This window comes from Kitasatospora cathayae (genome assembly GCF_027627435.1).
GTDB lineage: Bacteria > Actinomycetota > Actinomycetes > Streptomycetales > Streptomycetaceae > Kitasatospora > Kitasatospora cathayae.
This window is the reverse complement of record NZ_CP115450.1, coordinates 8,424,872-8,442,133: the sequence shown is the minus strand read 5'-3', so window position 1 is coordinate 8,442,133 and position 17,262 is coordinate 8,424,872. Positions and strand designations below refer to the sequence as shown.

Sequence of the window (17,262 nt, the reverse complement as noted above, 5' to 3'; positions counted from 1 at the left end):
GGAGCAGGGCGAAGCAGGCCCACCAGAGGAGGCGGGCGAGGAGTTCAGTCATCGAAGGTGAGGCGCTCGTAGCGCAGCCCCTTGCGGAGCAGGTCGACGACGCGGCGGAGTTCGAGGGTGCGGGCCGAGCCGAGCTGGACGAGGTAGCACCCGGTCAGGCGCCCGTGCTCCCAGTCGATTTCGATGGACGGCAACTTGACTCCGCCGAGGGCGAGGACGGAGATGAGGTCCTCCACGACGGAGGCGACGTCACGGCGCTGGTCGGCGGTCACGCGGGAGAGGATCGAGGACACGCTCACTCCCCCGGCCGCTTGTGGACCTCGAAGACCTTCCAGGCGCTCCAGGCGTCGGAGAAGAAGGTGAAGGAGGCCAACTCGCCGGTGGCACCGGAGCGCAGCCACTCCCCGGTCATCTCGTTGCGCACCCGGTAACACCGGGCCTCGCTGTCCCAGCGGACGCCGTAGCCATGGAGGCGGGGGACCTGGTCATGGGTCATGGGGGCTCTACCCTCCGCGATCGAGGTTTCACGTTCTGTGCACATGGTGGCCTGGCTCCGTCTAGCATCGGAAGCAGCGAACGACTTGACCTCGTGGGTCCGTTGTTTTGGAGCATCCATGGTGAACATCAAGGAGATCGACCCGGCGTCCGGCCCCTGGGCCCCCTTCGCGGTCCAACTCCGCAACTCACGCAGGGCGAAGGGCCTCAAGCAGTACCAGCTCGCCCGCAAGTGCGGAGTCAGCGCGTCGTACGTCTCGTTCGTTGAACTTGCGCGTCGTCCGCCGAGTGAAAAGTTTGCTACCAAGGCCGATGAAGTCCTGGAAACGGGCGGGACCTTGATGCTGATGTGGTGGCAGCACAAGCACACGGCCTTGGTGCCGGGGTTCCCCGAGTACGCCAACTACGAGAACAGCGCCGAGAAGATCAAACTCTTCGAAGTCAACGTGATTCACGGCCTTCTGCAAACCAAGGCGTACGCAACGGCCTGGGAGCATGGGAACATCAAGCGTGGCACCGCCACCCCGGAACAGGCCGAGGAGCGCATCAGCTATCTCCTCACGCGACAGCAGACCCTCCATCGCACACCTCCGCCCATCGTGCACGCGGTGTTGGATGAGAGCTGCCTCCGAAGGACCATCGGCGACCGAGAGGTGATGGTCGAGCAACTGCTCCATCTTGAACAGCTGGCCGGCCGGCCAGGGTTCTTCATCCAGGTAGCTCCCTACACCCTCGGCGCAGGCCGACCATTCACGCGCGCGGTGACGATGCTGGAGATGCCAGGGCGCAAGATGCTCGCCTACTGCGAGACCGAGCAGCGCGGCTATCTCGACCGCGATACCGAGTCGATCGCCTCCCTGGCCAGAGACTACGATCAGCTGCTGGTCGAGGCCATGAATCAGGCCGACTCAGTAGCTATGATCCGCTCGGTACGGAGGGACCTCGAATGGATGTCAACCTGACTCACTCTTCCTGGCGCAAGAGTTCGTACAGCGGCAGCGGTGGCCAGTGCATCGAGGTCGCCGACGGCTTCCCCGGCATCGTCCCGGTCCGCGACTCCAAGGACCCCCACGGCCCGGCCCTCATCCTTCCCGCCGCCGCGTGGCAGTCCTTCGTCACCGCCGTCCGCACCGGCGAGTTCGACGCCCGCTGACCCGCTGCACCCGGCCCCGCCACCCCGCACCCCGGGGCGGCGGGGCCATCTCCACCCCTCCCGCAAGTTCAACTCCCTCCCGCGCATAGGAAGTCGGACCCGCCGACTACCCACTCCACAGGCGCTTTCCGCGCGTCAGACCGAAGCCGAAGAGGTTGTGAGCTGTGGCCCAGGGCAGGGTCGAGCGGGTGCGCCAGTAGGTCTCGGTGGGTTCGGCTCCCCGCGTAAGGTCGCCGACGGCTTCCCCACCGGCCCCGGGTCAGCCGGCCGGGGGGAGGAAGCCGTTGACCGTCTCCGTGAACGCCTGGGGGTCGTCCAGCCACGGGTAGTGGCCGGCGCCGGGCTGGATGGCGAGGGTCACGTCGGAGAAGAGTGACGCGGCGGCGGTGGCGGACTCGGCCGTGGGCCACAGGTCCACCTCGCCCGTGAGGAGCAGGACCGGGCAGGGCAGGGCGGCCAGGTGGCGGCGGAGTTCGGCGGTGTCGGGCGTGTAGTCCTTGTAGTAGTGCTCGCTGACGGGCAGGGCGCGCTGGGCGGGGTCGGCGGCGGCGTGGGCCTGGGCGGCGGCGTCCCAGCGGCCGTACATCAGCGGTTCGAAGGCGAATCGGTGCGGGGCGGCCTCGGCGAAGGTGGTGGCGGACTGCATCCGGTCGTACGCCGCGACGGCCTCGGCGTGCCAGGGCTCGCCCGCGCGGGCGGCGATCACCTCCCGCGCGCCGGTGTCGGAGGGCAGTCCGACGCCGGCGAACGACGGGTCGACCAGGATCAGGCTGCGCAGCCGCTCGGGGTGGGCGGCGGCGTAGAGCATGGCCAGGCTGCCGCCGGCGGAGTGGCCGAGCAGGTCGACGCGGTCCAGGCCGAGGTGGCGGCGCAGCGCCTCGACGTCGGTGACCAGGCGGTCGACGCGGTAGCTGGCCGGGTCGGCGGGGATCGCGGAGGCTCCGGTGCCGCGGGTGTCGGGCAGGATCAGGGTGCGGTGGGCGGACAGGCCGCCGAGGTCGCCGAGGTATTCGGCGGCGCGGCCGGGGCCGCCGGGCAGGCACAGCAGGGGCGGGCCGTCGCCGAGGGTGCGGAAGGCGAGCGTGGTGGCGTCGTACGAGGTGAAGTGCTCCATGGCGTCCATGGCGGACAGCCTGTGGGGTGGTGGCCGGGCCCGGCTATCGTTCAGCCACGGCTAAACGTTGGCTTCCTCCCCGCCCTGAAGGGCGGAGATCCCGGCCGCGCGTGCCGCGCGGGGGCTTCGCCCCGTGCGGTGCGGCTGGCCGGTGGTTGGCGCTTCACAGACCGGCCGGTGTCGAGGTCTCCACGCCCTGAGACCGCCTGCCCGGCGGCCTTGATGTTCGTTCTTAGCCGCGTTCACGTCGGCGTGGTCGGTGTGTCCGCAAGCGGTGCACTCGAAGATCGCTTGGCTCTCGCGGTTCTTCGGGTCCACGTGCTTGCACACGTTGCACGTCTGGGAGGTGTACGCGGGGTTGACCAGCACCACGTTGCTGCCCGTGTAGCGGGCGGCGTTGCGCAGGGCCAGTTCGAGCATGTGCCATCCCTTGTCCAGGATGGCCCGGTTGAGTCCGGCCTTGGCCCGGACGTTCCGGCCGGGGGCTTCGATCGTGCCGGCGGCCGAGGCCGTCATGTTCTTCGTGCGCAGGTCTTCCAGCACGACCAGCGCGGCCCGCTCGGTGATGCGGTTCGCGGTCCACGCGCAGAAGTCCGTGCGTCGGTTGCGGATGCGGCCGGTGATCGTGTTGATCGCCGCCACGGTCTGCTTGCGGCGGTTGCTGCCCTTCTTCTGCCGGGCCTGCTTCTGCTGTAACCGGCGTAGCCGTGCCGTCTCGCCCGGCGTGGCGAACACCCGATCGTGGAATACGCCATCGCTGGTCGTCGCGGCGACCTTCACGCCTCGGTCGATCCCGACCGCCGTGGACGGCATGGCGTGCCGCTCGGGTGTCTGCTTGCCGTCCTCGACCAGGAAGGAGACGAACCAGTGCCGTCCCTGCCGGGTGACGGTCGCCGACCGGACCTCACCCCGAGCGGACGCGACCAGCGGAACCGGACCCAGCCGAGCTTCGGGAGCTTCGCCCGGCCCCACTTGCGGCCGATCCGCTCCACCGTGATCAGATTCCCGGCAGGAAAGCGGAACGACGGCGACCAGCGCCGCGCAGAACGCCACCGAACCTTGAACGTCCCGTGCTCACGGCAAGCCCGGTCCAGTCGCGGAGGGTCTGCTGCAACACGTGCGACGGCGCATCGGCCAGCCAAGGAAACTCCTTCTTGGCTTCGGCCAGCTCGGCAGCCTGCGGCACGTAGTTCATCCACGTCCCGCGACGCCGATACTCCCGGCGCTGCTCCAGGGCAGTGTTCCACACCGACCGGCAGATATTGCCGAACATCTCACACAACTCCGCCTGAACTGACGTGAGTTCAAGCCGATACCTGCGGCCGGACAGCATGGGAACACCCCCCTTCGACTACTGTGATCAACATAGTGCACGTCACTGACACGCAGCGACCTGCGCCGCTTCGCGGCTCCGGGCCAAGGATGGGCCAACCCCCAGCCAAAGCAGGGGGTCTGCGCCCAAGAGTTCAGATCAGGGAAGGGGGGCGGGGCGTGGCGGTGGAGATCCGGCTCTCAGCGGCCGAGGTGGCGCGGGTGCGGTTCGCGGTGTCGCCGCTGGCCGAGACGGTGCTGGGGGTGCGCACGGCGTTGGGGGTCGGCGGGCACGGAGTGCACCGGCCGTGGGTGCGCGAGACGCAGGCGGTGCTGGCCGGCGAGGCGCAGTTGCCTTTGCTGCGGGTGCTGCTGGAGGGCTGTCTGCCGTCGTTCCTGTTCCCGGTGCCGCAGGAGCGGCTGCCCTCGTTCGAGGCGGAGTTGGCGGGTCTGCGGGCGGCGGATCCGGCGTGGGTGGCGGCGGAGTGCGCCGCCGCGCTGGGGCCGCGGCTGGGGGAACTGCCGGGGCCGGCGGTGTTGTTGGAGCGGGTCTGTGGTGCGCTGGAGCGTTGCCACGGCCGGCTGGTGGCCCCGCACTGGGGGCGGATGCGGGCGGTGCTGGAGGCGGACCTGGGCCGGCGGGCGGTGGCGCTGGTGGACGGCGGGGTGGAGGGGCTGTTCGCGCAGTTGCACGGCGATGTGGTTTGGCGCGAGGGCGAGTTGGTGGTGCACGGGCGCCGCCGCTCGGGGTCGATGTGGACGGTGGAGGCGGGCGGGCACGGGCTGGTGCTGATGCCGTCCGTGTTCGGCTGGCCGGAGGTGATCGTCGACTACGCGCCACGCACCGCCGCGTCGATCCGCTATCCGGCGTCGGGCGTCGGGCTGCTCTGGGAGCAGCCGAGGCCGACGTCCGCGGGCCTGGCCGCCGTCCTCGGCCGCACCCGTGCCGCGCTGCTCGCCGAGCTCGCGGAGCCGTTGAGCACTCCGGACCTCGCCGCCCGGCTGGGTGTCACCGCCGGCGCCGTGTCCCAGCACCTCGGTGCCCTGCGCGGCGCGGGGCTGGTGACGACCTGCCGTACGGGCCGTACGGCGGTGCACCTGCGCACCCGGACAGGCACGGCGCTCACCGCCGAGGCGTCGGGCTGAGCCGGGGCGGGTTCAGGCGCGGTGGGCGGCGGCCGAGCGGGTGCGCCAGTAGGCGTCGGCGGTTTCGGCCATCGCGGCGAGCGGGGCGAGGTCCTCGGGGTGGTGGCGGTGCGGATGGCGAGGGCGGCAGTGGGTCGGGGATGGCCGAGTCGCCGTCAAGGCGATCCGGCGTCTCGGGGCAGACGGTGGTGAGAGTGATCTCAAGCAGGTGTGGCAGGTCGGAGTTGAGGGATCGCTTGTCCTTGGCCGCTCGGGTTGTCAGTCGGGTGTGTCAATTGCTGCCGACCGTCACCTCGGCCGCCGCCTCGGAGTGTTCGGCGAGCCACTGGACGAGGAACTCCTCGGCGCGGGCGTAGGAGCGGGCGGTGTCGAGGTAGCGCACGCCGGCGGCGTACGCGGCGTCGAGCAGGACGCGGGTGCGCTCGCGCAGGGCCTCGACGGTGCGCTCGGCGGGCAGGTCGTCGGCCCGGCCGAGGGTGATGTAGCCGGGCCCCGGCCGACGGCGGCGGTGCCCAAGCCCAGGCGTAGGGGTGATCAGACGGACGGTGACCGGGGCGTGGGTGGGTGGGCGCCGGCCGTGGGGGCGGCCGCCCGGACTGTACGGGCGGCCCGGGCGGAGAGTGGGGCGCCGGAGCCGTCCAGGCCCTTCGGGCGGGACATCAAATCCCGTCGGACGGAGGTTGATGTGATGGATCGTCAGAATAACCGGGGTGACGGCCGGCTCGCGCGCCCAGCATGTCAGCCGCCGTCACGCGGGTCAACTGGAGTTGATCGCGAGTACCTTCGGATCCATGCCAGCTGATGCCGTTCGGCTATCGTGACCTGGCGGGCCCTGCCCGTCCGTCGAGGTCGCGGCGCGGAGGGCCCGGGCGTGAGGAAGGTGGGCGATGACGGAGTCGACGGGGGACGGCGTTCAGGTGGAACCGCAGGGCACTCCACCGGAGCTGACCGGGCATCCGGAGGGGCTGTCGGACGGGCACCCGGATGAGCTGTCGGACGGTGCCGGGGACGGTCGGGCGAGCGCGGAGGCGAGCGGGCTGGCGGCCCGGATCGAGGCGCTGTTCCACACCGTCCGCCGCCCCGACCGCGAGCAGTACACCAACGAGGAGGTGGCCCGGGCCTGCCGCGAGGCGACCGGGGAGTCCTTCTCCACCACCTACCTGTGGCAGCTGCGCACCGGGCGCCGGGACAACCCGACCAAGCGCCACCTGGAGGCGCTGGCCCAGTTCTTCCAGGTCCCGCCCGCGTACTTCTTCGACGAGCGGCAGGGCGCCGAGATCGCCAAGGAGCTGGCACTGCTCGGCGCGCTGCGCGACGCGGGCGTGCGCAGCCTGGCGCTGCGGGCGGTGGGCCTGTCGCCGGAGGGCCTGGACACGGTCAGCGAGCTGGTCGACGTGATCGCCCGCCGGGACGCGGCGCGCAAACGCCCCTCGTCCTGAGATCCGAGACCTGGAGCTGGAGGGGAGCCCGGCTTGTGGGGTGATTCGAGGGGTTGTGAACTGCTTAGGGTTGAGAGCGTTTTAGTGCACATACGTGTTCATAAGTTTGTCTTCGGTGACGACTTCTTGGATCCATGAGACGACTGTCGGTGCTGTGTGTGAGGGTGGGTGGCACTGACTGGGAGGAGGGATGACGTGACCGGCCCGAAGAAGACGCTCCGGCGGATCGACGCGCCGTTCATTTCCCTCGGCCCGTCGGGTGTGACGATCCGCGACCGTCTCAAGGGCCTCACGCCCGAGGACGAGGAGGTGCTGCGGCTGGTCGGCGGGCACCTGGGGGCTCTGGCGTCGAAGGACCTGAAGACGCGCTGCGCGGACGGCCTTGAGCACGGCAAGGAAACGTGGGCCGCACGCAAGCGTGACCTGACCGTGGAGCCCTCGTCCCGCTGGGCCGGTTCGGTCACCAAGGCCACCCACGACCAGTGGGCACTGGCCCATCGCGGACAGACCGCGCACCTGGACTCACTGGACACAGGCATCCGAATGCTGCGCCACCGGCTGTCGCTGCCGGTCGGGGAGAAGGGCACCGGGCGGGCGCCCGGTGGCTACCGGTCCAGGCAGGAGTGGTTCGTCAAGTCCCGCCGGCTCGCGGCGCTGGAGGACCGGTACGCGGCTGCCCGGGCTGATCGTGAGGCCGGTCGCGTGCGGGTGGTGCGCGGCGGGCGGGAGCCGCTGAACACCCGGCACCACCTGGCGGCGGCGAACCTGACCGAGGCCCAGTGGCGGGAACGGTGGGAGAGCGCACGCTGGTTCCTGTCCGCTGACGGCGAGTCGGGCAAACGGTTCGGCCACGAGACGATCCGGGTCACCCCGCACGGTGAGGTGTCGCTCAAGCTGCCCGCGCCGCTCGCCGGGTACGCCAACGCCGCCGGCGGCCGGTATGTCCTGGCCGCACGCGTGGCGTTCGCACACCGGGGCGAGCAATGGCGGGACCGGATCGAGGGCAACCGGGCGGTCGCGTACCGCATCCACCTGGACGTGCAGCGGGGGCGCTGGTACCTGGACGCCTCCTGGACCCGGCCCGTGGTGCGGACGATGCCACTGGAGGCGGCCCGCGCGGCCGGGATGGTCGGCGTGGACACCAACGCCGACCACTTCGCCGCCTGGCACCTCGACCGCCATGGCAACCCGGTCGGCGAGCCCCGCCGGTTCCACTACGACCTGACCGGCACCGCCACCCACCGCGACGCCCAGATCCGCCACGCCATCACCCGACTCCTGAACTGGGCGAAGCGGCGCGGCATGAGGGCGATCGGCCTGGAGAACCTGGACTTCACCGCCGAGACCACCCGCGAGAAACACGGCCGCAAGAAGAGGTTCCGGCAGCTCGTGGCCGGCATCCCCACCGGCAGGCTCCGCGCCCGGCTCATCTCCATGGCCGCCGAGCTGGACCTGGTCATCGTCGCCGTGGACCCCGCCTACACCTCCCAATGGGGCGCGCAGCACTGGCAGAAGCCACTCGCGACGCCCACCCGCACCACCACCCGGCACGATGCCGCGAGCATCGCGATCGGGCGACGCGCCCTCGGGTACCCGATCCGGCGACGGACGGCACCGCCCCACGACGACCGAAGCGATCGTCGTGGGCATCGGACCGCCCAGGCCGGACCGGGCGTCCAGGGGCGTGAGGGAACCCGCCGCCCCGTCACGGACCGCGCACACGATGCACGTGCCCGAGCAGGGACCACGAGAACGCGGGCGACCAGCGCACCCAAAACCGTTCGGGATGCGCGCACTACCAGGACATGGACTCAAAGTTCACTCCTGGACAGTGAGTAGGAACGGTGGCCGGGACTACCGGTCCACGCTGCGGCGCTGTCGCCGGATGGCCGAACGGCTGGAGCTGCCGCGCCCGTTCGACCCGGTGGTGCTGCTGGAGCAGCTGGCGGTGCGGCGCGGGCGGCCGATCGAGCTGCTTCCGGTGCCGGCCCGTCCGCACGCCCCCTGCGGGCTGCTGGTCTCCACCCTGGAGGCGGACTACATCCTGTACGCGGCGGACACCGGCGCCCTGCACCAACGGCACATCCTGGTGCACGAGATCGCGCACCTGCTGCTCGACCACGCCGGCTCCGCGCCCCTGGCCCCGGCCGCCGCGCTGCTGCCCAACCTCTCCCCCGCGCTGGTGCAGCGGGTGCTCGGGCGCACCCGCTACGACGAGCCGCAGGAGCGGGAGGCGGAGCTGCTGGCCTCGCTGATCCTGAGCCGGGCGGACCGGGCGGACGCCGCCGGCCTGCCGGGGCCGGCGCCGGTGCGCGGTTCGCTGGACGCGCTGGGCTTCCTGCTGGGCAGCGGGTCGGGGTCCGCGGGCGGTGGACCGAAGGAGGAGGGCCGGGCGTGAGCGAACTGGCCCTCTACCCCGTCGGGTTGTTCTTCGTGCTGAGCGCCGCCCACTTCGCCCGCAGCCGGATCGACTCCCGCGCCGCCGCCCGCTACACCTGCTACGGCACGGCCCTGCTGGGCGCCGGCCTGCTGGTGCTCGCCCCGCCGACCGTACGGGCGGTGCAGGGCACGGGAGTTCCGGTGCTGGCGGTGCTGGTGATCGTGCTCGGTGACGGGCTGCGCGACGGCGCGGCCGCGGCGATCCGGCTGCTGGCACCGGCCCTGCGCAACGCGGACCCCGGGCACGCCGATGCCGGGCACGCCGATGCCGGGCACGCCGATGCCGGGCATACCGGCCCCGGGCACGGCGATGCCGGGCATACCGGCCCGGCCGTGCGCCGGCGCGGGGGGCGCCCGCGCGAGGTGCGGGGCGGGCTGGCCCTGCTGGGTGCGGTGCTGGGGCTGCGGCTGGCGCTGATCACCGCCGCCGCGCCGGACCTGGCGGGCCAGGACCTGACCGTCGGGCCCGAGCTGTCCGCGCGCCTGGCGCTGGCCGGGTACACCGCCGTGGGCATGCTGCACACCACGATGTGCCTGGTCGCGCTGCTGCGCGAACTGCTGCGGCGCACCCGCGCGGCCGGCCCCGGGCGCCTGGGCACCGGGCTGCGGCTGCTGACCGGCGGGCTGGTGGCCGGGCTGCTCTGGAACGCCTGGAGCATGGACGACGTCCTGCGCGCGGCCGTCACCGGCAGCCAGGACGGCCCCGAGGACACCCTGTGCGCCGTCCTGGGCGGGCTGTGCGCGGCGCTGATCGCGGCGGGCCTGGGCAGCACGCTGTGGCCCGTCGCGACCGGGGCGGTACGCGGCTGGCTGCGCGCCCACCGCCACTACCGGGCGCTCACCCCGCTCTGGCGCGACCTGCACACCGTGCTGCCGGAGATCGCCCTCGACCCGGCCCGCCACCTGCCGCTGCCCCCGCGCGACCCGCGGTTCGCGCTCTACCGGCGGATCATCGAGATCCACGACGCCCGGCTGATCCTGCGCCAACACTCGGACCCGCGCACCGCCCAGTGGCTCGAGCGCGCCACCCGCCGCTTCCCGCCGCCCTCCGCCCACGCCGCCGCCACCGCCGAGGCCGCCGCCCTGGCCACCGCCCTGGAGCTCGCCGCGTCCGGCGCCATACCGCAGGCCACGGGAGCCACTACGACCGCCGCACCCGCCGCGCCTGCCTCGGACGGACCGACCACCATGGACACCATGGACGGCGAGGCCGAACACCTCGCCCACCTGGCCCGCGTCTACGCCACCTGCCCCGCCGTCGCCGAGGTCCGCACCCTCGCCCGCACCTCGCGCGCCGAACGGGCCCGCGCCTCGCACCCGCAGGAGGCACTGCGGTGAGCCGCCGCCCATGGCCGGCCCTGCTGCTCCTCCTCCTGCTGGCAGCCGCCGGCGCGGGCGCACTGTGGTACCTGTTCGCGGTCGTGCCCGGCCGCATCGTCTCCCACTGGGAGTGACCCGCCCGGGCTGCGGCACCTCGACGCGGTCGTGCGGGGCGGCGGACTCCCGGCCGGGCCCGGGATCAGCCGAAGGCGACGACGAGCCGTACCGCGTCGTCGCCGAAACGGTCCGCCAGGGCCTTCACCACCGCGAAAACCTGCGGCCAGCCCGTCCCCTCCCCCAGGACGGTCCCGGCGGTCAGCGGCTCGTACCGGCAGCGGTACTCCCCCGCCGTCCACTCCACCAGCCCGGCGGCATCGCCCAACCCCTGTGGTGGCGTGCCGAGTCGGGTGAGGACGTCCCCGGGCCAGTCCGCTGGCACGAAGCGCTGGTGCAGCATCCGGCTGCCGGGCGTCACCCACCAGGTCAGCCGGCCCCTGTAGTGCTCGGGGCCGGAGGACGGGTCCAGCGCGGCCAGTTCCGCCCAGCTCACCCAGCTCGCACCGGCCGTCTCACTCCCCGTCACCCACGGCCCCAGCTGTTCGCGCAGCCGGCCCGACACGTCGGCGGGCAGCCCGCGGCCGGCCGCCAGCGGGCGGAAGCCGGCATCGTTGCGCACCCCGAAGAGGCAGCCGAAGGCCGGGTAGTCGACCCGGTCGTACAGCGGCCACAGGTCCAGCGCGGTGATCCAGGGCTCGCCTTCGTAGTAGTCGCTGCCGACGCCCGGGTGGCGGTACTCGATGCCGCCGTAGATGTCCGTTCCCACGGTCGTCAGGTCAGGGCCCGCCCGTCAGTCCCACCAGAAGGACCAGCAGCCCTCGTCGACCAGTTCCTCGGCGTAGCCGACCAGGCCCCCGTCGTCGCACTGGAAGAGGTTGTCCGGGCAGAACGCCGCATGCTCGGCCGCCACCAGCAGCGCCTCCTGCGGGCCGGTCGGCGGCGCCGCGACGCTCAGGTACAGCGCGTCGGCGCCCGCCTGGACGACCCGGGCGCCGAAGCGCTCCTGCCAGCTGCGCAGCACGGCGGCGATCGCACCGCTGTCGCCGTGGCCGTTCGTGCCGTTCCAGCCGCAGGCGGCCAGCGCCTGGGCTCCGCCGTCCGCGCGGACCAGGCCGATCCGCAACCCGGGTCGGCCACGCAGCAGTTGGCGGGCCAGCGCGTCCGCGCAGTCCTGCGGATCCCGTAGCGGGGACGCGGCCGGGGCCAGGCCCGGCCAGACGGCGCCGAAGGGTTCCAGCGTCTCCAGCAGCTCTGCCCGCTCCTGCGGACCGTCCGTCGGGCACCACAGCACCGCGCGCTCCCACCACCCGCGCAGCAGGGCTTCCGGGTCGTACCCGTCCGGCGCGGGCTCCCCCGCCTGCCCCGGTGCCAGACCCAGGTCCGCGCCGTCGAGGTCCGGCCCCTCGCCCCTCGGATCCAGCAGCAGCGGCCACAGCCCGGACTGCGCGTGCTCCCGGTGCAGCCGCTGCCACGCCCCCTCCGGCGCCGCCGCATCGCTCACCCACAGGCCGGACACCACCTGACGGCCCGCCAGCTGCGGCGCCGTGCGGCCCTCGGCGCTGCGGTCGGGGAAGCGCCGGCGCAGGCCGCGGAGCAGTTGAGAATCGATCATGCCGCCCACGGTAGGGGCACGCACCGACAGCGCCGGGGCCCGGTCCGAGCGGCGGGGAGTGGGCGCGCGGGGGGCGCGGGGGCGGTTCTAGGCTGGTGGGAAGGAGTGCGGCGGACCCGCCGTGTCCCGGGGGCCTCCACTGCACGTGCCTGGAGGTGGAGCATGCGCAGCGTATTCGGTCCGCGCCGGCTGAGTCAGCGCCGGCCGGGGGTCCTGGCCGCGGCGGTTCTGCTCGCCGCGGGTGGGCTGTTCGCGCCCGGGGCGGGGGTGGCGTCGGCCGCCGGGAGTGCGCCCGTGCGGGCCTGTCCGGCGGAGACGACCGGGCCGGGGCTGCCGGCGCTGGGCGCCGTACCGGCCACGGCGGCGGTGCCGGACGGGGTGGACGTGCCGGCGACGGCGGCGGTGTACGGGGCCCGCTACCCGGGCGAGGTGCACTTCCTGGTGGCGCCCGGCGGCTGGACCTGCGACGTGGCGTTCTTCGCCGCGGACGGCGGCGAGGAGGCGTTCGTCCACCCCGGTGCCGCGGTCGCCGATCCGACCGGCGCCCGCTTCGACGCGGTGGTGCAGGCCGTGTTCGTCAGCGGTGGCGCGCAGACGAACATCGACCTGGTCTGCGGCTTCGTGCCCCGGGCCGGCGCCGCGCCCAACACCTGCAACGCCCCGGCCCGGCTGCCCGCCGACCGGGTGCACTCCGTGCCCACCAGCGCCCCGGGCCTGCTGCTGACCGCCGTCGGCGTCCCGGCGAACACCCGCGAGCCGAACCTGCCCGCCACCGGCGGCCCGAACCGCACGGTCGCCCTGGTCACCTTCCAGTCCCCCGGCGGCCCGGCCCAGGCGATCAGCTGCACCCTCCCCGCGTCCGCCTCCCCCGTCCCCACCTGCCAGGGCGCCCTCGGCCACTTCCTCGCCACCGGCGCCGCCGCCAAGCAGCTCACCCGGGCCGACCTGGCCGCGGCCCTGACCGACCTGGACGCCTTCGTGGCCTCCTACCTCGCCCAGTCGTGACTCCTCGGCGCGAGCGCCTCGGCCTCAGTGCGCGGTCAGCGCCTTGACCAGCGCGACCGCCTCCTTGAGGCCGAGGTCGGGCCGTGCGGTGCGCAGCTCGCGGACGGCCTTGACCTCGGCCGTACGGGGGTCGATGCCGGCCAGTGCCAGGACGTTGCGCGCCCAGTCCACCCCGGCCACACCGCCGCTCGGCACGAAGTCCTCCACGATCCGGATCGCGCGGCGCAGGCCCGGGAGTTCCTCCTGGTCGGCGCTCTCCAGTGCGGCCTGCAGGGCTGCCTTGAGGGCTTCGAGGTTGGCCGGCTTGGCGCGGTTGGACAGCGGGTTGAACATGATCGATGGTCCTCTTCTTGTCGGATTCGGTCTTCCGGAGTCCAGGGCCAGCAGGCGGTCCAGGTGCTGCCAACTGCCGGATGTCTCAGGGGCCTTGGCGCCGTCGGGCAGCTGGGACGAGCAGAGCGCCTTGGCGAGCCGATGTCCGGCGGCCGTAGCGCATCCACGGTCCGGACGCCTGGATCGCCTCGCCCTCGGCACGGGCGACCGCGGTCGGCCACGGGCGCGGTCATTCCCTTGCCTCCCCGTGCGCATGCCCGCCACGCTAGTGCTTGCCCGGTGGGAAAGTAAATGCCAGGATCTCAGGCACGCTCAGGCACTCCGGAATTGGAGATCTGATGGCTGTTCATCACATCGACCCCGCAGAGGCTCTCGCCTCCCTGCGCACCGCGCGCGAGGCCCGGGCGGCGGCCCGGCCCCGTCCGCTGCCGGGCTGGTACCCGGCCACGGCAGCGGGTCTGTTCGCGCTGGGGTTCGTCCTGCTTGGCCTGCTGGTCCTGCTGCCGCAGCGGCTGTGGCTCGCGGACGCGGGCCTGCGGCTGATCGCGGCGGCGGCCCTGATCGGCCACGTCGTGGTCAGCCACCGCATCGAGCACCGGCCCGGCATCGTCCCGGCCCTGCCGCGCGGGGCCGCCCGCCGGCGCGCGATCGCGCTCCAGCTGCTGCCGCTGGTCGCGGCCGGGGCGCTGGCCCTGGCGTTCGGCGCGGCCGGATTCCTGCTCACCCTCGGCCTCACCGGCGGCTTCGGCCACCTGCTGCTCCTGCGCCGCAAGCGGGCGCGGGCGGACGCCGAGTGAACGCCGAGCCGCCCGCCCCGGCCTTCGACGAGCTGATCCACCAACCCACCCGGCTCACCGTGGTGGCCTTCCTCTCCGGCTGCGCCGAGGCGGAGTTCCGCGCCGTGCGGGAGAGCTGCGGGGTCTCGGAGTCGGCACTGAGCAAGCTGGTCAGCACCCTGGAGGCCGCCTCCTACGTCAAGGTCCGCCGCGGCTACGTCGGCAAGCGCCCCCGCACCTGGCTGCGCCTGAGCCCGCAGGGCCGCCGCGCCCTGGCCGCCCACCTGGCCGAACTCCAGCGCATCGCCGCCGACGCCACCGCCCTCGGTGCCGCGCTGGAGCGGCAGGCGGGCCGGGAGTAGCCCGTCACCACACCCCTGCAACGGCGGCCCCGACCGTCGCCTCTGCACAGGAAGTCGGCCAGGCCGACTTCCTGTGCGGACGCCAAGAAGGCTGTGGGCTCATGGCAGTTCTTCGCCGGCCCGCCCCGCCTCGCCCGTGATCGTGGCGGGACAGCAACCGGCTCACAGGATGCGGCGCCGGAACATGGCCGGCCGAACCGTGCGAGCCCGCCCGCAAACAGCGTCGGCTGCCCGCCTGTCACCCCGTCGCCGCTTCGGCACGGCCGAAGCGGCGACGGGGACACCCTTCGTTCCGCACAGGACGTCCGCTGGGCAGGGCGGGGCCGTGGACGCCACCACGGCCCCCCTCCGGCCTATCGGACTCACACCTCCACCACGAGCGGCGCCGGCGCGCACTCGCACCACACCACCTTCCCGGCCCCGCCCGGGCGCGGGAAGTGCCCCCACCCGGCGGCGAGGGCCTCCACGATGAGCAGCCCGCGCCCGCACCCGGCGGTGGGGCCGGGCTGCTGCGGCACGGGCGGACGGTCGCTCGCGTCGTGCACCTCGATGCGCAGCCGGGTGGCGTTCACGTCGAAGGAGACCCAGAGCAGCCGTCCCGGCATGCCCGAGTGCAGGACGGCGTTGCCGACCAGCTCCGAGGTGAGCAACTCGCCGACCTCGGCGTAGCGGTCGCCGTCCGGCACGGTGGCGAGCAGTTCGCGCAGCATCCGCCGCGCGAGCACCGGTGAGCGGCGAGATCGCGGGAACCAGCAGCCGCGGATGGCGGACTGGCTGACGGGCGCGTCGGTTTCGGGCATGACGGAGCCACCTCCGGTGGGGTTGGGAGCGGGCAAAGGGATACCCGGCAGTCGATTGCAGAGAGTGTCCTCTCGTCGACCATGAGTAGCATGCGCCCGACGGAAGATCATTCGCAAGATTTCTCTGCGGAACATTTTCCGATCTCGATTTGCGAGTAATCTGGCATCAGTTCCGTTTCCGTCACCGGGAGTTGATCACATGGGCCAACCGCGCCCCTCGGTCCGCCGGCGTCGCGTAGCGAGCCTGCTCACCCGCCACCGCGAGGCGGCGGGCAGGACGCCAGACGAGGCCGCGACGCGCATCGACTGCCACCGCTCCAAGATCAGCCGGATGGAGAACGCCTGGCTGCCGATCTCCAGCAGCGAGTTGCGAGACCTGCTCACGTTCTACGGCGTGGACGATCCGACTTACGTGGAGGAAGTGGTCGCGCTCAACCGACAGGGCTCCGAACGCGGTTGGGCGCAGCGGTTCGACATCACACCGCCGTCGTACGTCGACTACATCGACTACGAGGAGAGTGCCAGCCGCATCCGCTCGTTCCAGCCGATGATGGTGGCAGGGCTGTTGCAGACGGCGGACTACGCGCGAGCCGTCTACCGGGCATCGCCGTTCGACATCCCTGCGGAGCGAATCGACGAGCTCGTGGCAGTTCGCCTGCAGCGGCAGAAGGTGCTGGATCACGCTGAGCCGCCCCGGCTCAGCGTGATCCTGGGAGAGGCCGCACTGCGAGGGCACGTCGGCGGCGTGGACGTCCTGCGGAAACAGTTGGACCATCTACGGGAGTTGGGCGACCGCCCGAACGTCGACCTGCAGGTGCTGCCCTTCAGCGCGGGAGCCCATGCCGGAATCATGGGCTCGTTCGTGCTTTTCAGCTTCTCCACGGCGGCCTTGTCCGACGTGGCGTGCGTGGAGCACCAGGCAGGCATGCTCTACATGGAGAAGCCTGAGGAGACGTCTGCCTATACGCTCACGTTCGACTCGTTGTGTTCGAGTGCGTTGAGTGCCTCCGAGAGCCTCGACCTGCTCACCCGGGTCATACGAGAGCTGTAGCGGTATCGACCGGAGGTACTGAAGGTGTCCACTCCCGATCTCAGCGGTGCGAACTGGCGGAAGAGCTCGCTCAGTGGGGAGACCGGGGCATGCGTCGAAGTCGCGGACGGAGTCCCGGGGTTGCTTCCCGTCCGCGACTCCAAGGACCCGCACGGGCCTTCCCTCCTCTTCACCGCCGACGCCTGGACGGCGTTCATCGCCGCTGTTCGCGCGGGAGAATTCCCCGGGTAGCGCTCGGGAGCGGATCGGCGATCCACCTCTCGGCAGCCGCCGACAGTGCACCCCAAGCGCCGCCGTCCCGGATCGCGCACAGCCGCCACCGGGCCGCGATCACGGCTGCCAAGGCGGCCACCCTTGCGGGATCGGCGGCGGCGTAGTGCGGGGCCGTCATCGCCCACCGGTGCGCCTGCGCGACGGTCCCGGATCGTTCGGCGATCAGGTCACGGACCGCAGTTGGCAGGTCAGCCCACTGGTGACGCATAGCACTTCCTTGTCGGCGGCCATGGGCAGGAAGGGGCCCAAACCTCGCCTCTCCCTGCCGTTCACATGGGCAGCGGGTCGACCGGCGGCCATGGGTAGCCCAGTTGCTCGGCATCGTGCGAACCTCCCCAGACCTCGGCGGTGGCACGGGGATCGCCTGCGGTCAGCCGCGCTTCAAGGTGCTCGGCCTGGTCCGACGGGTCGTCTGCGGAGATCGGGAGGGTCATCCCGAACTGGATCCAGGGCCGGTCTTCATCGGCCCCGTCACGGGGATGCATCAGGACGACGTGGATTCGATCGGGTTCCCTGCGGGAGGCCCAGACGCCTTCCAGCTCGCAGTCCCACCTGACCAGCCAGTGCCCGTGTCCC

Annotated in this window: 23 protein-coding genes and 1 pseudogene; 12 read left to right on the top strand and 12 right to left on the bottom strand. The window is 72.5% G+C overall.

Translation table 11 applies throughout. The features are described 5' to 3' along the window. Positions 1 to 44: 44 nt before the first annotated feature. Both O1G21_RS37825 and O1G21_RS37820 read right to left on the bottom strand, forming a co-directional pair. Positions 45 to 293: a hypothetical protein gene (locus O1G21_RS37825; protein WP_270150223.1), complete on the bottom strand. Its 249-nt coding sequence runs from the start codon at positions 291 to 293 to the stop codon at positions 45 to 47. A gap of 2 nt (positions 294 to 295) precedes the next feature. Then, positions 296 to 496, bottom strand: coding sequence for a hypothetical protein (locus O1G21_RS37820; RefSeq protein ID WP_270150222.1), 201 nt, complete (start codon positions 494 to 496; stop codon positions 296 to 298). A gap of 118 nt (positions 497 to 614) precedes the next feature. Between O1G21_RS37820 and O1G21_RS37815 the strand changes: the two genes are divergently transcribed. Beyond that, positions 615 to 1,457 carry a helix-turn-helix domain-containing protein gene (locus O1G21_RS37815; RefSeq protein WP_270150220.1) on the top strand — a complete coding sequence of 281 codons (843 nt, stop codon included), beginning with the start codon at positions 615 to 617 and terminating at the stop codon, positions 1,455 to 1,457. Continuing rightward, complete coding sequence (locus O1G21_RS37810) at positions 1,442 to 1,648, top strand: DUF397 domain-containing protein (RefSeq protein ID WP_270150219.1); 207 nt, start codon at positions 1,442 to 1,444, stop codon at positions 1,646 to 1,648. The genes O1G21_RS37815 and O1G21_RS37810 overlap by 16 nt, the downstream gene beginning before the upstream one ends. 259 nt (positions 1,649 to 1,907) lie before the next feature. Here O1G21_RS37810 and O1G21_RS37805 read toward each other — a convergent pair whose 3' ends face one another. Genes O1G21_RS37805 through O1G21_RS37795 form a run of 3 tightly spaced genes read right to left on the bottom strand, consistent with a single transcriptional unit; the run spans position 1,908 to position 4,095 of the window. Then, on the bottom strand, positions 1,908 to 2,771 hold the full coding sequence (locus O1G21_RS37805; protein ID WP_270150218.1) for an alpha/beta fold hydrolase: 864 nt from the start codon (positions 2,769 to 2,771) through the stop codon (positions 1,908 to 1,910). A gap of 51 nt (positions 2,772 to 2,822) precedes the next feature. Next, entirely contained in the window at positions 2,823 to 3,815 is a 993-nt protein-coding gene (locus O1G21_RS37800) for an RNA-guided endonuclease InsQ/TnpB family protein (protein ID WP_270150215.1), read from the bottom strand. Next, entirely contained in the window at positions 3,760 to 4,095 is a 336-nt protein-coding gene (locus O1G21_RS37795; protein WP_270150213.1) for a helix-turn-helix domain-containing protein, read from the bottom strand. Before O1G21_RS37795 ends, O1G21_RS37800 begins: the two co-directional genes overlap by 56 nt. Positions 4,096 to 4,253: 158 nt before the next feature. Here O1G21_RS37795 and O1G21_RS37790 point away from each other — a divergent pair, with 158 nt between their 5' ends. Beyond that, a complete protein-coding gene (locus tag O1G21_RS37790; RefSeq protein ID WP_270150210.1) occupies positions 4,254 to 5,219 on the top strand; it encodes a DUF5937 family protein in 966 nt (321 codons plus the stop codon). 12 nt (positions 5,220 to 5,231) lie between these two features. On the opposite strand, the gene O1G21_RS37785 is transcribed toward O1G21_RS37790, so the two are convergent. Both O1G21_RS37785 and O1G21_RS37780 read right to left on the bottom strand, forming a co-directional pair. After that, positions 5,232 to 5,378 carry a hypothetical protein gene (locus O1G21_RS37785; protein WP_270150208.1) on the bottom strand — a complete coding sequence of 49 codons (147 nt, stop codon included), beginning with the start codon at positions 5,376 to 5,378 and terminating at the stop codon, positions 5,232 to 5,234. A 118-nt stretch (positions 5,379 to 5,496) separates the two neighbouring features. Then, positions 5,497 to 5,741, bottom strand: a pseudogene (locus tag O1G21_RS37780) (aldo/keto reductase); the annotation flags it as partial. Positions 5,742 to 6,106: 365 nt separating this feature from the next. On the opposite strand from O1G21_RS37780, the gene O1G21_RS37775 reads away from it, so the two are divergent. The 4 genes from O1G21_RS37775 (at position 6,107) to O1G21_RS37760 (ending at position 10,435) form a co-directional block, all read left to right on the top strand. Beyond that, positions 6,107 to 6,658, top strand: a complete 552-nt coding sequence (locus tag O1G21_RS37775) for a helix-turn-helix domain-containing protein (protein WP_270150207.1) — start codon at positions 6,107 to 6,109, stop codon at positions 6,656 to 6,658. 195 nt (positions 6,659 to 6,853) lie between these two features. Continuing rightward, positions 6,854 to 8,497 carry a transposase gene (locus O1G21_RS37770; RefSeq protein ID WP_270150205.1) on the top strand — a complete coding sequence of 548 codons (1,644 nt, stop codon included), beginning with the start codon at positions 6,854 to 6,856 and terminating at the stop codon, positions 8,495 to 8,497. Next, positions 8,490 to 9,056: an ImmA/IrrE family metallo-endopeptidase gene (locus O1G21_RS37765; RefSeq protein ID WP_270150203.1), complete on the top strand. Its 567-nt coding sequence runs from the start codon at positions 8,490 to 8,492 to the stop codon at positions 9,054 to 9,056. The genes O1G21_RS37770 and O1G21_RS37765 overlap by 8 nt, the downstream gene beginning before the upstream one ends. Further along, complete coding sequence (locus tag O1G21_RS37760; protein WP_270150201.1) at positions 9,053 to 10,435, top strand: MAB_1171c family putative transporter; 1,383 nt, start codon at positions 9,053 to 9,055, stop codon at positions 10,433 to 10,435. Before O1G21_RS37765 ends, O1G21_RS37760 begins: the two co-directional genes overlap by 4 nt. 181 nt (positions 10,436 to 10,616) lie before the next feature. On the opposite strand, the gene O1G21_RS37755 is transcribed toward O1G21_RS37760, so the two are convergent. Next, the gene (locus O1G21_RS37755) at positions 10,617 to 11,240 is read right to left on the bottom strand and encodes a hypothetical protein (protein ID WP_270150199.1); all 624 of its coding nucleotides are present in this window, start codon (positions 11,238 to 11,240) and stop codon (positions 10,617 to 10,619) included. Between the two features lie 24 nt (positions 11,241 to 11,264). After that, complete coding sequence (locus O1G21_RS37750) at positions 11,265 to 12,086, bottom strand: DUF4253 domain-containing protein (RefSeq protein ID WP_270150197.1); 822 nt, start codon at positions 12,084 to 12,086, stop codon at positions 11,265 to 11,267. Between the two features lie 162 nt (positions 12,087 to 12,248). On the opposite strand from O1G21_RS37750, the gene O1G21_RS37745 reads away from it, so the two are divergent. Then, positions 12,249 to 13,091: a hypothetical protein gene (locus O1G21_RS37745; RefSeq protein ID WP_270150194.1), complete on the top strand. Its 843-nt coding sequence runs from the start codon at positions 12,249 to 12,251 to the stop codon at positions 13,089 to 13,091. A 24-nt stretch (positions 13,092 to 13,115) separates the two neighbouring features. Here O1G21_RS37745 and O1G21_RS37740 read toward each other — a convergent pair whose 3' ends face one another. Continuing rightward, a complete protein-coding gene (locus O1G21_RS37740) occupies positions 13,116 to 13,424 on the bottom strand; it encodes a hypothetical protein (protein WP_270150192.1) in 309 nt (102 codons plus the stop codon). 338 nt (positions 13,425 to 13,762) lie between these two features. Between O1G21_RS37740 and O1G21_RS37735 the strand changes: the two genes are divergently transcribed. Beyond that, positions 13,763 to 14,221 carry a hypothetical protein gene (locus O1G21_RS37735; RefSeq protein WP_270150190.1) on the top strand — a complete coding sequence of 153 codons (459 nt, stop codon included), beginning with the start codon at positions 13,763 to 13,765 and terminating at the stop codon, positions 14,219 to 14,221. Then, on the top strand, positions 14,218 to 14,562 hold the full coding sequence (locus O1G21_RS37730) for a transcriptional regulator (protein WP_270150188.1): 345 nt from the start codon (positions 14,218 to 14,220) through the stop codon (positions 14,560 to 14,562). The genes O1G21_RS37735 and O1G21_RS37730 overlap by 4 nt, the downstream gene beginning before the upstream one ends. Before the next feature lie 362 nt (positions 14,563 to 14,924). Here O1G21_RS37730 and O1G21_RS37725 read toward each other — a convergent pair whose 3' ends face one another. Next, complete coding sequence (locus tag O1G21_RS37725) at positions 14,925 to 15,362, bottom strand: ATP-binding protein (RefSeq protein WP_270150186.1); 438 nt, start codon at positions 15,360 to 15,362, stop codon at positions 14,925 to 14,927. Positions 15,363 to 15,561: 199 nt separating this feature from the next. Here O1G21_RS37725 and O1G21_RS37720 point away from each other — a divergent pair, with 199 nt between their 5' ends. Next, complete coding sequence (locus O1G21_RS37720; protein ID WP_270150185.1) at positions 15,562 to 16,413, top strand: helix-turn-helix domain-containing protein; 852 nt, start codon at positions 15,562 to 15,564, stop codon at positions 16,411 to 16,413. A gap of 24 nt (positions 16,414 to 16,437) precedes the next feature. Continuing rightward, entirely contained in the window at positions 16,438 to 16,644 is a 207-nt protein-coding gene (locus tag O1G21_RS37715; protein WP_270150183.1) for a DUF397 domain-containing protein, read from the top strand. Between the two features lie 311 nt (positions 16,645 to 16,955). Here the strand turns inward: O1G21_RS37715 and O1G21_RS37710 are convergent, their stop codons facing one another. Then, complete coding sequence (locus O1G21_RS37710) at positions 16,956 to 17,120, bottom strand: hypothetical protein (protein WP_270150182.1); 165 nt, start codon at positions 17,118 to 17,120, stop codon at positions 16,956 to 16,958. Between the last annotated feature and the right edge of the window lie 142 nt (positions 17,121 to 17,262).

Coding starts and splice junctions, on each gene's coding strand:
- O1G21_RS37820 (WP_270150222.1), bottom strand. CDS start 496: ATGACCCATGACCAGGTCCCCCGCCTCCATGGCTACGGCGTCCGCTGG.
- O1G21_RS37815 (WP_270150220.1), top strand. CDS start 615: ATGGTGAACATCAAGGAGATCGACCCGGCGTCCGGCCCCTGGGCCCCC.
- O1G21_RS37810 (WP_270150219.1), top strand. CDS start 1,442: ATGGATGTCAACCTGACTCACTCTTCCTGGCGCAAGAGTTCGTACAGC.
- O1G21_RS37805 (WP_270150218.1), bottom strand. CDS start 2,771: ATGGACGCCATGGAGCACTTCACCTCGTACGACGCCACCACGCTCGCC.
- O1G21_RS37795 (WP_270150213.1), bottom strand. CDS start 4,095: ATGCTGTCCGGCCGCAGGTATCGGCTTGAACTCACGTCAGTTCAGGCG.
- O1G21_RS37775 (WP_270150207.1), top strand. CDS start 6,107: ATGACGGAGTCGACGGGGGACGGCGTTCAGGTGGAACCGCAGGGCACT.
- O1G21_RS37750 (WP_270150197.1), bottom strand. CDS start 12,086: ATGATCGATTCTCAACTGCTCCGCGGCCTGCGCCGGCGCTTCCCCGAC.
- O1G21_RS37745 (WP_270150194.1), top strand. CDS start 12,249: ATGCGCAGCGTATTCGGTCCGCGCCGGCTGAGTCAGCGCCGGCCGGGG.
- O1G21_RS37740 (WP_270150192.1), bottom strand. CDS start 13,424: ATGTTCAACCCGCTGTCCAACCGCGCCAAGCCGGCCAACCTCGAAGCC.
- O1G21_RS37735 (WP_270150190.1), top strand. CDS start 13,763: ATGGCTGTTCATCACATCGACCCCGCAGAGGCTCTCGCCTCCCTGCGC.
- O1G21_RS37725 (WP_270150186.1), bottom strand. CDS start 15,362: ATGCCCGAAACCGACGCGCCCGTCAGCCAGTCCGCCATCCGCGGCTGC.
- O1G21_RS37720 (WP_270150185.1), top strand. CDS start 15,562: ATGGGCCAACCGCGCCCCTCGGTCCGCCGGCGTCGCGTAGCGAGCCTG.
- O1G21_RS37710 (WP_270150182.1), bottom strand. CDS start 17,120: ATGACCCTCCCGATCTCCGCAGACGACCCGTCGGACCAGGCCGAGCAC.